15 protein-coding genes are annotated in these 13,572 nt (G+C 60.7%); 4 read left to right on the forward strand and 11 right to left on the reverse strand.

The features are described 5' to 3' along the window. Window position 1: 1 nt before the first annotated feature. The gene (locus tag M0D64_RS00390; RefSeq protein ID WP_266256257.1) at window positions 2-1,036 is read right to left on the reverse strand and encodes a trans-acting enoyl reductase family protein; all 1,035 of its coding nucleotides are present in this window, start codon (window positions 1,034-1,036) and stop codon (window positions 2-4) included. A 180-nt stretch (window positions 1,037-1,216) separates the two neighbouring features. On the opposite strand from M0D64_RS00390, the gene M0D64_RS00395 reads away from it, so the two are divergent. Further along, window positions 1,217-1,828 carry a TetR/AcrR family transcriptional regulator gene (locus M0D64_RS00395; protein ID WP_266256258.1) on the forward strand — a complete coding sequence of 204 codons (612 nt, stop codon included), beginning with the start codon at window positions 1,217-1,219 and terminating at the stop codon, window positions 1,826-1,828. A 46-nt stretch (window positions 1,829-1,874) separates the two neighbouring features. On the opposite strand, the gene M0D64_RS00400 is transcribed toward M0D64_RS00395, so the two are convergent. The 3 genes from M0D64_RS00400 to M0D64_RS00410 form a co-directional block, all read right to left on the reverse strand. Next, window positions 1,875-2,177 (reverse strand): VF_A0006 family four-cysteine protein, encoded by a 303-nt coding sequence (locus tag M0D64_RS00400; RefSeq protein WP_154558014.1) that lies wholly within the window; start codon window positions 2,175-2,177, stop codon window positions 1,875-1,877. Window positions 2,178-2,380: 203 nt separating this feature from the next. Next, window positions 2,381-2,812 (reverse strand): hypothetical protein, encoded by a 432-nt coding sequence (locus M0D64_RS00405; RefSeq protein ID WP_266256259.1) that lies wholly within the window; start codon window positions 2,810-2,812, stop codon window positions 2,381-2,383. Window positions 2,813-2,944: 132 nt separating this feature from the next. Next, a complete protein-coding gene (locus tag M0D64_RS00410) occupies window positions 2,945-3,313 on the reverse strand; it encodes an antibiotic biosynthesis monooxygenase (protein WP_154557851.1) in 369 nt (122 codons plus the stop codon). Between the two features lie 95 nt (window positions 3,314-3,408). Here M0D64_RS00410 and M0D64_RS00415 point away from each other — a divergent pair, with 95 nt between their 5' ends. Further along, entirely contained in the window at window positions 3,409-3,885 is a 477-nt protein-coding gene (locus M0D64_RS00415; RefSeq protein ID WP_266256260.1) for a MarR family winged helix-turn-helix transcriptional regulator, read from the forward strand. Window positions 3,886-4,274: 389 nt separating this feature from the next. Here M0D64_RS00415 and M0D64_RS00420 read toward each other — a convergent pair whose 3' ends face one another. Together M0D64_RS00420 and soxR are read right to left on the reverse strand one after the other, a co-directional pair. Then, window positions 4,275-5,405, reverse strand: a complete 1,131-nt coding sequence (locus M0D64_RS00420; protein WP_266256261.1) for an IS110 family transposase — start codon at window positions 5,403-5,405, stop codon at window positions 4,275-4,277. A gap of 121 nt (window positions 5,406-5,526) precedes the next feature. Next, window positions 5,527-6,012: a redox-sensitive transcriptional activator SoxR gene (gene soxR, locus M0D64_RS00425; RefSeq protein WP_266256262.1), complete on the reverse strand. Its 486-nt coding sequence runs from the start codon at window positions 6,010-6,012 to the stop codon at window positions 5,527-5,529. 83 nt (window positions 6,013-6,095) lie between these two features. Here soxR and M0D64_RS00430 point away from each other — a divergent pair, with 83 nt between their 5' ends. Next, window positions 6,096-7,109, forward strand: coding sequence for a questin oxidase family protein (locus M0D64_RS00430; RefSeq protein ID WP_266256263.1), 1,014 nt, complete (start codon window positions 6,096-6,098; stop codon window positions 7,107-7,109). Between the two features lie 149 nt (window positions 7,110-7,258). Continuing rightward, window positions 7,259-7,717 carry a hypothetical protein gene (locus M0D64_RS00435; protein WP_266256264.1) on the forward strand — a complete coding sequence of 153 codons (459 nt, stop codon included), beginning with the start codon at window positions 7,259-7,261 and terminating at the stop codon, window positions 7,715-7,717. Window positions 7,718-7,851: 134 nt separating this feature from the next. On the opposite strand, the gene M0D64_RS00440 is transcribed toward M0D64_RS00435, so the two are convergent. The 5 genes from M0D64_RS00440 to M0D64_RS00460 form a co-directional block, all read right to left on the reverse strand. Continuing rightward, on the reverse strand, window positions 7,852-8,235 hold the full coding sequence (locus M0D64_RS00440; RefSeq protein WP_266256265.1) for a hypothetical protein: 384 nt from the start codon (window positions 8,233-8,235) through the stop codon (window positions 7,852-7,854). A 129-nt stretch (window positions 8,236-8,364) separates the two neighbouring features. Further along, on the reverse strand, window positions 8,365-9,822 hold the full coding sequence (locus M0D64_RS00445; RefSeq protein ID WP_266256266.1) for an NCS1 family nucleobase:cation symporter-1: 1,458 nt from the start codon (window positions 9,820-9,822) through the stop codon (window positions 8,365-8,367). A gap of 169 nt (window positions 9,823-9,991) precedes the next feature. Continuing rightward, complete coding sequence (locus tag M0D64_RS00450) at window positions 9,992-11,458, reverse strand: trypsin-like peptidase domain-containing protein (RefSeq protein ID WP_266256267.1); 1,467 nt, start codon at window positions 11,456-11,458, stop codon at window positions 9,992-9,994. A gap of 291 nt (window positions 11,459-11,749) precedes the next feature. Then, window positions 11,750-12,949 (reverse strand): porin, encoded by a 1,200-nt coding sequence (locus M0D64_RS00455; protein WP_266256481.1) that lies wholly within the window; start codon window positions 12,947-12,949, stop codon window positions 11,750-11,752. A gap of 106 nt (window positions 12,950-13,055) precedes the next feature. After that, window positions 13,056-13,544: a TIGR00725 family protein gene (locus M0D64_RS00460; protein ID WP_266256482.1), complete on the reverse strand. Its 489-nt coding sequence runs from the start codon at window positions 13,542-13,544 to the stop codon at window positions 13,056-13,058. Window positions 13,545-13,572 lie beyond the last annotated feature (28 nt).

Genomic DNA, 13,572 nt, shown 5'->3' on the forward strand with positions numbered 1-13,572 from the left:
TTCACGGCATCTCCAATGCCAGATGCTCCTGATGACGCAGCGACTCCAGAAAGTCACGCGCGTCGAAGGCTTCGCCTGCGGTGAAAACGCCTGCCCCGTGGACCAACCCACTGGCGACACGCCTGACCGCTTCAACCACCAAGGGCGCGCTGATTGCGTAGATATCCTGACCGCTTGCCGACGCACGGCGTTCGTTGCCTCCCGACCGCACGACAACGTCGACCAGAAAGGTTTGCGCAGAGCGTCCGTTCTCGTCGACCGCGACAGGCGGCGACGCATCCGGCTCCAACAGGTCTTTAACCGCCACAGCCGTCATGTACGAGCGAATCTCAGGTGTCTTCAGATGGCGCGCGATCGTCACCGTGTCCGCCATCGTGAATTCTCCGATGACCGGCTGCGTGCCGAGCGGTGCAGGGAACTGCCATTCGGCAACCGGCGCTGCGTCCGTGCGGAACACCATCTGTCCTTTCGTAAAGACAAGGCGCCGCCCCTCTCTACGCTGCCGCGACACCTGGCCTGCCGCCCTTGTGCCGAGCGTCGGCTTCCAGCTACTGAGCCCATAGGCGATGCAGATTTCGTCCGCTGCCGTCCAATCGCCCATCGCCGCCGTGGCAAGGAGATCGCCCAAGCCGCCGAAAAATGCCATCCCCGGCACGATCACGATGCCCGCCTCGCGCGCCCGTTCAGCGTAATGCTTGAACGTATCCAGATTGGCCTCTAACTCCGCCGCGACGTCCAGATACGGAATCCGTGCACGCAACGCGGCTTCGATCACCGGCGCGGACGTACTGGCGAAAGGGCCGGCGCAATTGATCACAGCGGCCGCACCTGCAAGCGCCCGGTCGAGAGAATCCGGGTCATCTACCGACGCGGGCCGAATGTCCAGCCCGGGGTAAGCGGCGCCGAGGGCGTTCAGCTTGCTGGCATCGCGCCCGGAAAGGATAGGTCTCCAGCCACGCCTGACCAGTTCAGACACCACGAAGCGGCCGGTGTGGCCATAGGCGCCGAAGACGACCACGGTTTGATTCGACGTCATTGCAGACCTCCAGTTGTTATGGTGTTTCTTCGAACGGGGAGACAGCAGTTTGGCAAGACAACAACGCTACAGATCTGTATCTTTTTTTGAAGAGTAGAGTACAGATCTGTAGCGTGTCAAGAGATATGTTGGTACAGTAATCGGTAAGCAGAAAGTTTCCGTCTCTCAAGAGGACTTGTCATGAGCAGAGGCACACCTACCACCGCAAAAGAGGCCAGGACCACCAGTTCCGCCAGCGTCCGGGAACGCATACTCGATACGGCGGCTGAGTTGTTCTATCGGGAAGGCGTCAGAGCAGTCGGCGTCGATCTCGTCGTCGAACGCTCAGGGGTTGCGAAGACCAGTCTCTATCGTCACTTCACGACCAAGGACGATCTTGTCGCTGCGGTGCTCGAGCGGGACGACGCGAATTATTGGGCCGACTGGGACAAGACCGCGACACGCCACCGGAACGCCCCGAAAGATGAGCTCACGGCTCACCTCAAGTGGATCGCTCGCGACATCGCCGCACCGAAATACCGAGGCTGCCCTTTTCTCAACGTGGCAACGGAATTTCCCGCGCCGGATCATCCCGCGCGAGTGGTGGCCCTCAGGCATAAGGTCGAGTTGCGCCGCCGTCTCGGTACGCTAGCGAAGCAAATCGGCGTTGCCCGGCCCGACAATCTGGCTAACCAGATCGCACTTCTTATCGACGGTGCCTACGTCTACGGACAGTTGGCAAACAAGGAGGCAGCGCACCCGCTCGTGCCGGCGGCGCTTGCGCTGATCTCGGTCGCAGACAGTCCTGGCTGAGCCGTGCGGGGGGATTGGGAGAGGGGCATCAGCAACCCGAAATAGTTCACATCTGATTCTGGCGTTGGCATGCTCTCAGAATCTGTTGAACCGCAAATTCGTCTCTCACGCTCTGCACATTCTGCAGGACACACACGTGGTACGATTTTTCGCGAGGTAAGAGCAACTCGCCGTTTCTGTAAAGCGCGTCGCACGAGCGTCTGATCGCGTCTGCCGCCACGCTGCTTTGGCTGTTCCTCAGCGATTGCAAGATACATTGATCGTAGTCTGGATTGTTCATGCCGAACGCCTGGGCCGAGAGCGGCGAGGCGAGCGTGATCGAGAGAAGCAGATAGGCGAGGTTGCGCATGGATTCTGGACGAGACGCAGAGATGAAGGCGAATAATCGTACCATCGCATTTCGATGTTCTCGACGTAATGATCGGCCGAAATCGACCTCCGAATTCACGTAGTACTGAGCCGCGTTCGGAAGTCGTTCAGCAGTTCAGTCGCGTGTGCGGCGAACCGATGTATATCGTCGCTGGCGAGCGTGCGTTCGAAGTGCGCGCGTAATCAATGGTAGGTCGTCGTAGACGACTGCAGCTTCGTCAGCACGCCGCGCTTGAATCGGAACCAGCCTTGCGAGCTTTGCATCACGACTTCATCGCTTTGCCAGAACACGCGCTTGATTGTCATGCGCTCACCCAAGCGCTGCACAAGCGGCGGATGGTGACGAAAGTCGTACAGCACCGGGCCGGAATCAGTTTGCACGAGCATGCGCGTAACGGTGTCATTTGCGTTGCCGACATCATCGAAGTGCGCGAGCGTGTTCGCACCGAAGCGATCGAAAATCTCCTTGTCGAGCATCCCCACGAAATCGCGGTCGACGCGCTCGAACTGCAGCTTTCCCGCGGGCGTGACGAGCGGGCCGGGTTCGTTGCTTTGCGCATGAACGCCAGTCGCGAAAGAGGTGGCTGCGAGTGCAGCGAGGAATAGTCGTTTCATGCTTCCTTTTGGGTTCGGCGGCGTCTCCGACAACGGAGCACAATCCGCAATTTTTCTTGGGAGCATTGTCGTCAATTTTGGTCGACATGTCGAACGCTCGCATCTGGTCGAACCCAGTCCGACGGGGCGCCCCTAACCCACGCAAATACCTGGTACTGCGACCTTCTGGAACAGGTGCGGAGAAGCGATCGCCGATGAGGGATACGCGGTGAGCTTCGCCTTGAATTCCGGATGAGTGAACGCCGCCCGGAAGTGGGCGGTGGACTCCCACACTGCATAGTTCAGGTACGTCGGACTTTCACCGACTGCGCGGTGAAGTTGTGTCGAAATGAAGCCGGGCTGCTGCTTCATAAACGCCGCATCGTCCTGCCAGACCTGAAGAAAAATCTGCTCGTCAGCCTTGTCTAGGGTGAAGACGTTGACAAGAACGACAGGGGCGGCGTCAGTGGCAAGTTGACGTTCGATCGGGAAAGAAGGGTCGAGTGGACGCAATTGCGGCATAGTAGCTCCCCAAGTTTGGTTGCATAATGTCAACTTGACATGATTGATTTATAGTGCATTGACACTATGATGTCAACTTACTTCAGTGGTGACAGATGCGTAAGACAAAGAGAACACCAGCCGGCGAGACCCTGACGAGCTTCATACTCGATTTTTTCAGGCTGAATAGCCGACTTCTGACCGCGGGCGATCGCCTGGTTGCGGAACTCGGGCTCACGAGCGCCCGCTGGCAGATCCTTGGCGCGATCACCGCGGCGCAGCAGCCTCAGCCAGTCGCGTGGATCGCTCGGGACCTGGGTGCCAATCGCCAGAACGTGCAGCGAATAGTCAATGACCTGGAAGAGGAAGGGTTAGTTAGATTCGAGGTCAACCCCCACCATCGCCGCGCGCAACTTGTCGTTTTGACGGACAAGGGGAGGCAAGCATTTGACGCTGCCATGGGCCTTCAGGTCGCTTGGGTCAACCGCCTCTCTGACGGGTTATCTGTCGACGACATCGAGGCAGCAAGCCGCGTCATGATGAGACTGCGAAAAAATCTGGAGGACAGTTTGGACCCAGAAAATCTGGAATGATTGCGCGGAGGTCTTGGCGGCTGACGCATCGAGCCGTGACGACGGAGGCCGGCATGAGCGCTTCACTGGTGAGTTATCACTTCGGCCGTATCACGTTTCCTGCTGATATGACTCCCCGTGTCAATAGGGTGGTTTTCAAATTTTATTCATAGGCGTTTTTGAATTTCCTGAGGGCGACGTAGCAGTAAATCTCGACGGTGGATCACGCTGATATTCGCGGATTGGGTACCGCATTACAGAGGTCCGTGTCATGAGCCTGCCGCTTTCTTACCGCGCAAGTCGGCCTGATGCCGTTGCCAAACAGGAACGCGGATTACTCAGATACCGGGCTACGCCGCCTTCAGGAAACTCTTGCAGTGTGTGAGCTGTTGGGTGGTTGGAGAAACTCGTTACGCAGGCTGTTCGCTTTGCGGTACCGCCAGGGTCATCCCCATCCGGCCGATGTCCCAGATGAACGCGGCCAGTTCACGAGCCACAGCAATGATTGCAACTTGCCGGCTCTTTCCTCTGGCCACGAGCCTGCGATATCGGCCACACAGGCGTAGCTGGGCATCCCAGGCCCGATCGGCAATGGGCTTGGGTATGCCTTCCTGCCGGCTCTGTATGTCTTTGCTCACCCGCGCTGGATGCTGGTAGCTCCAGGCTGATTCGACCAGCAGCTTTCTTGCATAACTGTTGCCGGCCTTGGTGATACTGCCCTGGCGCCGTTTGCTACCTGATGAATGTTCCGACGGCGTGACGCCGAGCCACGCCATCAACTGCCGCGGATGGTCGAAGCGCGACAGATCTCCCAGTTCGGATACCAGCCCCACCGCCGACGTGAACTGGATGCCGCGCATCGCCTGCAACGCCAGCACGACCGGATAGAACCGCCAGCAAACGACCGCTTCGTGCAGCGCTGCCTCCAGTCGGTCACACTGCGCGAGGCGATCTTCGATGGTGCGGCGGTGTTCGTTGAATGCCAGTTGCTGCCACGCACTGTCGAAGGAAAGGGTGCTCAGCCAGCGCCGGTGGGCCGGGCCCCAATTTGCCCGGCCGGAGTACTGTACGCCGTGCGACAGCAGGAAAGACTTCAGCCGCTGCCGTGCCTGCTTCAGATCGTCACGGGCGGACGACCACGCCCTGGCCAGATCGCGAAACGCCTCGTCGTCCACGGTCGGTACATGCACTGCGGACAGATCGCCGGCTCGCAGCGAACGCACCAGTTTGAACGCGTCACGCCGGTCGGTCTTGACGCGATCACCGGGCTTTCTCGGAATCAGCGATGGCGCACACACCATGCTATCGAAGCCTTTCCCGACGAGCCGGCGATGCAGTCCATAACCACAAGGGCCCGCTTCATAGACAACGTGAACATGCCGGGCCTTGGATTGCAGCCGCTTGCATAGACTGTCGACTTCCATCTGTGTCGTGCCGGTCTTGCCGAACAGTTCAACTTCGTCCAGGCCCATCGCGTAGGCGACCGTGATCGAGTCCTTGTGAACGTCCAGCCCAACGTACAACGTGCTATCCTGGTTCATGCTGGCCTCCGTGTCGGAAACAAACCGTCGAGTGGTGGCTCCGGCCACACTCTTGCGGCTCTGGCAACATGCTAACCCGCGCTTCACTTCCCTGCGGCGGCCAGCCTCGCTGCCACGGGAGTCATACTGACTTATCCGCGATATCGTCCGCCAACACAGCGCGCGAAGTGTCGCCCAACAGATATCGCGGACCGCTTCCCCGCCGTCGGGCAACATCGTCGGGATTGTAGAGAGAACAGGACTTCAGCGAAAGGCACCCGCAACCTACGCAGGATGCAAGCTGATCGCGCAATGCAATAAGACCGTCGATGCGTTCCTGAAGCAGAGGCTGCCAGGCGCGCGAGAGACGTTGCCAATCCTGCTTGGTCGGCGTGCGTTGCCCGGGCAACGTCTCAAGGGCAGAACGAATCTCCGAGAGATTCAAGCCGACAGCCTGTGCGGCGCGGATGAACCCTACGCGGCGAAGGACCTCCCTTCGATACTGCCGATGACCACCTTCTGTTCGGGTACTGCTGATCAGCCCCTGTTCCTCGTAGAAACGAATCGCACTCGCGGCTACGCCGGAGCGCCTGGCAAGTTCGCCAATTGTAATCGCCGTCTCGTTCATGACGTTTCCACGAATTCTCTCTTGACTTCAAGTTTACTTGAACTTTCACAATGGATTCGTTCCTTTGATCGAGAGACGGCAATATGCGCAATGACCCCGTTAAGCTCAAGTTGAACGAGCTTCTGGATGCAAACGCTCGCTTCGACCTGATGGCCAGAGGTACAACCAACCATTGTCCGATGGCGCTTGTCGCGTTGGCCGGGATGGGGGCGTCGCCTGCTCGACTGCAGGAATTCTTCGATATGTGGGAGCGCGAATACGCATTGAGCGCACCGCCTGTTGACACAATCGTCAGCCGTCACGAGTGGTCGCGGCAACTCGGCAATGCCGCCGCATTCGGCGCCTTGCGCCTGTGCTTTCTGGACTGGATCGTCGAAGCCGGCTCCGTCCCGGTCATCGCGGCAGTGCTGGAAGAGGTTCCGTTCGCACCGGCAACGCAGGCCTTTCACGCGCTTATCCGCTTGGCATACGGCATCGAGGCGGCGCATCCCGGCGAAATCGCCTCCGGCCTGGCCGCGTTAATCTCGTCGCATCTGCCTATTGACGCCTGTTTCGACGGGTCCCGCACCGCAGAAAACGTCGATGCCGGGTTTGACAGCGTCGTACGTGCAATAGACGACAGTGTTGTACAGGGCGACTCGATCACGTCACGCTTGCGCGCCGTTGCATGCGATGTGCGGTTCAGGCAGGCTGTGCTTGCGCCTCCGGTTACTGTGTCCTTACTCGACGACCTGGCGCGGGCGACGATTAGCGCCTACTGGCGCTCGCCAGACTTCACGGTGCTTCACACGGTTACTGCGACACACGCGGCGCGAATCCTCCTGGCACAATTGCCCGACGCGTTGGCGGAACAATTGCTGCCCGGCTTGTGGATTGCACTGTGCGCGGCGTATGCAACGGTTCGCAGGCCCGCGAACGTTGAAACAGATTCGCCTGACGCTGTCACTGGCTGGGACGACGTGTGCCGGATGGCCGTGGCGTCAAACGACGATCATGTGATCAAGCTGGCGTACACGTGTCTTTGCGAGGACCGTCGCAATCCATCACCTCTTTACCTGGCGTCAGCGGCGCGCATAGTCACAGGGTCGTCTGGCTGAACGCAGTCAGTTGTCGAACTATTCCGTGCGACGAAAACGTCACCGGGAGTGCAAGTGCGTGTAAATTCGAATCCAGTGGTTTTCGACCCGCCACTGGTCTTCGAATCGGTCGTCATCGGCGTTGGTCTTATGGACTTACAGGAGCCGGTATGAGCACGAAGCACAACAAAAAAGATCATCTTGAAGCCGCCGCGTCACATCACGAGCAGGCAGCGCGATTTCACCGCGGGGCGTCGCGGCATTTCGAGGCGGGTAAAGACTATGCCCACGCCGCACATCAGGCGATGATGGCCCATGGCCATACCTTGCACGCGATCGATCAGGCACACGACGCCGGCGCACACAGCGCGAACACGCCGCCGGTCGCACCGGCATCGACCGGCTCTGGCGCAGATAACACGAACGCCGCAAAACAGCACGCAATGGCGGCCGAGCTTCACGATCAGGCGGCCCAGCATATGCGCCACGCCGTCAAGCTCTTCGATCAGGACCGGAGTGCGGTCGCCCACGACGCACAGCTAGCGCTCTCCCTTGCACTGCGCGCTCTGTCGCACGGCAACGAAGCCGCGAAACTATTTATCAAGCTCGCTCCCGTCGATGCGTCGTGAGTGATGTCGACCTTCGCTGCGCCGGCACCGGCGCTGATCAGCACCCTGTTGTCACGTCGCGCGGATCTACGTTCATGGGCCAGCCGTCAGGAGCCGCGCCCGGTGTGCGGCTGAATCCAGCGTTGCGCTCGGGACTAGGCCTTTCGGTCCAGCAAGTCTGCCGCAATAGACTTCGCATGCGCGACGGCCTCGTGCGGGTCTGGGAATACACCGAGCTGTTCCCAGTGTTCTTCGACCGCGTAAGTCCCTTTCATACCGAGTGCCCTTTGTACGCGCAACTGCGCCGCGTACTTGCCGTCCTCCAGCGGTCGAGCCGTTGCAATCACCTTGTGCGGGAGACCGGATCTCTCCGGTTGAACCAACTCAACGTGACCGCCCGGCTCACCGATATCCTTTAACGCGTTCCTCGTTTTGCAGTCTGGGCAGTAGAAGCACCACCCCGCGTCCTCGTGAATGGATCTAACCTGCCCGCGGGCCAGCACGGCGCGACATTCAACGTTTTCGCAGATGAACGGCATAGCAGTCTCCGGAGTTGTTTGCGAGAAATCCTAGCATGACGGGCGACGGCCAACCATAAGCATTGTTGCCGTGCCTGTTCCGCGCGCCAGAGGTCGGGAGCCGCCCCCACCGGCGCGCCAGGAAAACCCTCAGGCACGGGTCGGCGCGATCGCCGCACGCGGCCGCAGCGTGGCCATGATCAGGTACATGCCGCCGCCGATCACCACGCCGAAAAACCACCCATAGGTATTCCACCAGACCGGCAGCAGATTGGTGAAGTTTGGCAGGAAGGTCGAAAACACGCTGCCGACCGCCGCGGAGACCAGCGCGTTGACGTTCCAGCCACCTTCGTAGCGATACTCGCCGTGCTCCTGATAGAGCGCTGCAACATTGATATTGCCTTTGGCCACCAGGTAGTAGTCCACCAGAATGATCCCCAGCAGCGGGCCCATCGTGGCGCCGATGGCATTGACGAAATGCGCGGCGTTGCCTTCCCACGGCGCGAACGGATAGAGCACCAGCGCGATGGCCGCGGCGATGTAGCCCCCCCTTTTGAAGCTGAGCCGTTTGGGGAACGTGTTGGAGATGTCGAACGCCGCCGAGACGAAATTGGCCACCACGTTAATCCCCAGCGTGGCGACCGCGAAGGTCAGTGCCGCGATAAGCGCCAGCACCCAACTGTCGAACTTGGCCGAAATCTGTTCGGGGTGAAGCAGCACCTCGCCGTACACCTTGAAGGCGGCGATGGTGGTCACGCCGGCGACCAGCGAGAACGCGATCAGGTTGACCGGCAGGCCCCACAAATTTCCTTTTTTCACTGCGTCGCGATTTTTCGCGTAGCGCGAGAAGTCGCAAAAGTTCAGGTAGAGCGCCGCAAAGTAGGTGATCCAGGTCGCGCCTACGGCCATCAGCGCCCAGAATGAGCCGGGCTCGCCGCTGACGCCGGCGTCGCCGGTTTTCTGAAGCAGTACGTCCATCGGAATGCCATGGGTGAACGAGAAGCCGCCGGCCTTCACGCACAGGCCGATCGCCAGAATCAGCATCGCGACCCACACCGCCGGGCCAGCCCAGTCCTGGAACTTGCGCACCGTTTCCATGCCCTTCTGGATGATGAGCAACTGCAGCGCCCAGATGACCACATAGCAGATCACCTCCAGCCCAGAGTGGCCGAGCACCTGCGTGCCCTTGTGGAAGGCCATCAGGCCGTCGCTGCGGATCAGCAGCGCGACCATCGCGCCCGACGCGGCCGCCGTCTGCGCGCCGTACCAGAAGCAGGCCACCACGGCGCGCACCATGGCTGCCAGGTTGGCGCCCCACACACCAAAGGAGGCGCGCGCCAGCACCGGATAAGGCACGCCGGTCTTCTCGCCGGCGTAGCCGATCAGGTTCATGAGCGCGAAGATCACCAGCGAACCGAGCCCGATCGCCAGCACGAAGTTGATAAAGCTGCCGCACAGCAGGAACAGGCTGGCGGCGAGGTAGTAACCCCAGAGGCTGTGCACGTCCGAAGTCCAGACGTTGAAGATGCTGAACGCACCCCAGTTGCGCTGTCTGGCGGGCGCGAGATCTTCGTTGTAGAGGCCGGGGGAAGGATCGCGGATTTCCATCTGTCATCTCCTTTGATCTCGTGGAACCAAGGAAACACCGCCGGACACGCCCGGGCGGAGATCTACCCGCGTCTGAAGCCTGCTGGTATGTCAGAACTGTATGTGCTTTGCCGCCTCGTTTCGAATGGGTTAACCCTGGTCGGGATGCGGACTGGCGCAAACCTGCCGCTCATCTAACCGCGACCGAAACAAAACTGCGCGCGTGGTTGCGCTGGATCAGCACGGCGACCTGTTTCCCTGCCTTTGCTTCCACCGCGCTCACGTCCGCCTGCGTTTCGACCAGCGTGTCATTGAGCGACAGGACGATATCGCCAGGCTGGATGCCGGCGCTCGCCGCCGCCCCATCAACGCCGTCCACCATCAGACCAACCGCCAGATCGTTCGCGCGCCGTTCGTCCTCATTCAGCGGATGCATGCTCAAGCCCAAGCGGTCCCCTGAGCCTGAGCCGCCTTCGGCTGGTCGAGCTTTGGGGCTTTCCGCGGACGCGCCGACCATGACCGGGAGTGTCATCGGCCTTCGATTGCGGATCAGCTTGAGTGTGGTTTTTGTCCCGGGCGGCAAAGCGGCCGCATCCTCGCCGAGTTCGGTCGAGCGATCAATCGGTTTGTCGCCGATCCGGACGATCACGTCGCCTGGCTTGAGGCCGCTCGCGGCGGCCGTTGTGCCGGGCGCAACGGAATTGACCAGCGCACCTGCCGGTCGCGGCAGGCCAAAAGCCACGGCGAGGCCAGGGCCGACGTCCTGCACCTCTACGCCAAGACCGCCAGGAGAAGTCGCTTGCGCGGCTTGCACTTGCGATCGCACCTTGGCCGCCATGTTGATCGGAATGGCAAAGGCCAGGCTGGGGAACCTGTCCGAGTCCGCGTAAATCTGCACATCGATGCCGACCACCTCGCCGGCACGGTTGAACAGCGGGCCGCCCGAATTGTCCGGGTTGGCAACGATATCGGTTTGGAAAAAGGGAAAACTGCTCCCGTCCTGGAGCGTGCGAGACGTGGCACTGACAATGCCAGCGGCAACCGTATTCGCGAAGCTGTCGGGCGAGCCGATCGCCAGGACCGATTCACCGACGCGCACCCGCGACGAGTCGCCAAGTTTGACGGTCGGCAGCTTCGTGGCGTCGATCTGAATCAATGCGACATCGCTCTGGGCGTCGACCGCCAGGACCTTCGCTTTGAACTCGCGTCGATCGGTGAGTCGGACCGTGACTTCGTCGGCTTGATCCACCACGTGAGCGGTGGTCAGAATGAGGCCGTCGGGGGTAACGATGAAACCGGAGCCCATACCCGTAACGGCGCGCGCCGAACCGTCCTGAGACGCCTGTGATTTCGGCGTCACATGCTTGACGAAAGCAAGAATGGGATCGTCAGCATCGATTGCTGCGGGAGCGGGTACCGACGATGACTGCTCGGACGCCGTCGCGCTGATATTCACGACGGCGGGCCCGTACCGCTCCACGATGGTAGGGAAGTCGACCGATGCTGAAGCGCTGGCCGGTAAAACCCGCTTTTCCTTTACAGGCGGTGGAGCGACGCTCGCGGCATTCGCCGCCGGAGGCAGACACAGATAGCCGGAGAGAAACGCCGCTATCAGAGCGGCGTGGAGCAACGTGCGCGCAAGAGTCGGGGCAAACACAATGCACCTCCATGGCGGTGTGATGCCAGGGCCAGGCGCGCGCAATCACAGGCCGATCGATACACGAATGCATCGACCGTGCCGGTACGACAATACGCAGCCCTCCCCTACGATGATTTATAGCGGAGAGGCGGGAAAATTACAGGGAGTGCTAATCCTGGGGTCCGATTGGGGCCGGTTGGGGCCGGCGCAGCGAGTCGCGGCAGCGCCGCGACTCGGCTTGATGCGCGTGTCGGGCGTCCGGCTTACGTGACGCCGATCAGTGAGGCGGCGACGTGCGCCGCCCGCGCCCTAGAATGTCTGCCGGATACCCACTCGAACGAGTGTTTGCACATTGCTCGCCGACGAAATTCCGTTCCCCACGTCGCCGACCGAAGCCGTCGCGCTGACCGTATTGCCGAATGCGTCGAGCGTCTTGCCGCTCGCCTTCTGGTAACCGACCAGTCCGTAAAGTGCCGTGCGCTTGGACAGGAAATAATACGAGGCAAGGTTGAACTGGTTGTACTTCGGCGCCGACTCGCCTTTGATAGAACTGCCCTGCGTGTAGTCGTAACCTGCGGCGATGCGCAGCGCCGACGTCGCCTGCCAGGACACCGTCGCGCCCGCCGAGTTGAACGTCTCTTTGCCGGAGAACAACGAGAAGCTGCCGGCCTGGTATTGCGTATTGCTGTACGACACACCGAGCGTCACCGAGCCGATCTGGTACGTGCTTGCAGCGGCAATGATTTGCTGGTTCTTTGCCGACGCAAAGCCTTCGTTGATCGACGAAGCGAATGTGCCGTCATACGCGCTGGTCCACGCGCCGCCATTGGCCCCGTAAGCGTTGGTCGCCTGCATGTAGGCCGCGCCTATGGCGAACGGACCATGGGTGTACTGGCCGCCCAGGCTCCACGTGCTCTGGTTCTTGACGCTGCCGGCCTGGCCGCCGAAACCGTACAGTGCGCCGAACTGAAGCCCCGAAAATACCGGGCTCGTGTACTTGATCGAGTTGCTCTCACGCGCCTGATTGTCGATGTTATCCAGATCGCCGGGGTGCGCGCCCATGCCCGTCAGGAAGGTGCCCGCGCTGATGCTGCCGACGAAGTCGACGATTGGATCGTACTGGCGGCCCAGCGTGAGCTTGCCGAGTTTGGTGCTCGACAATCCCATCCATGCCTGACGACCGAACTCGCGGCCGCCCTGGCCGAGCTGCCCCGTACCGATGTTAAAACCGTTCTCCAACTGGAACACCGCCGACAGGCCGTCACCCAGGTCTTCGTTGCCCTTCAGCCCCCAACGGTCACCTGACCAGGTGCCGCTCGCAAACCCATAACTCGATCCATTGCTGTAGACGGCCGGCTTGCCTGCCGCACCCTTGGTCTGCAAGACACGTTGGCCGCTCGTATAGCCAAGACCTGCGTCGACAATCCCGTACAAGGTCACGCTGCTCTGTGCGTATGCGGTGAGCGACAGGCTGCTCATCGCGAGCAATGTCACGGTGGTTTTTTTCATCATGATAAGGATGCCTATTTATTAGAGAGAAGTGATCAAACTGATTGGGATACCTGTTGCATCAAAGCCTCGGACGTGAGTCGGTGACTCGCGCCCGCATTCCGTTTCACTCTTTGGCTGTTTGCGTCTGTCTCGCGGTTACAAGCCAGTTCGCCACACTGGCGACGAGCGTATCAACATCGTCGAACACCTCGGCCCCCCGTACCAAAGGTGCGCCTAGCAGGGTGAAGACGGGCTTGTTCCACTGCAGGCCAAGCGCCATCTCCGACAACGTGCCCAGCCCGCCTCCTATCGCGATGAGGCAGAGCGAAGCGCGCGCAATCAACGCATTTCGTGTGATGCCCAGTCCGGTTGGCAACGCCACGGTAAGAAACGGGTTAGCCTCGTTCGCATCGTCCTCGGGCAGCAGGCCGATCACGATGCCGCCCGCGCGTTTCGCGCCGAATGCGGCCGCTTCCATCACTCCGCCTTTGCCGCCGCAGAGAATCGTCATGCCGGTGCCCGCTAACGCGTAGCCCAGGTTTCTCGCCGCCTGCAGTTGCTCCGGTGTGGCTTCCCTCGGACCGATCAATCCGACCGGCATCGCATGCCGCATTGGGCCCGTCTGGTGAACCGCCAATCTC

Source organism: Paraburkholderia sp. WS6, from assembly GCF_030464835.1.
GTDB classification, from domain to species: Bacteria; Pseudomonadota; Gammaproteobacteria; order Burkholderiales; family Burkholderiaceae; genus Paraburkholderia; species Paraburkholderia madseniana.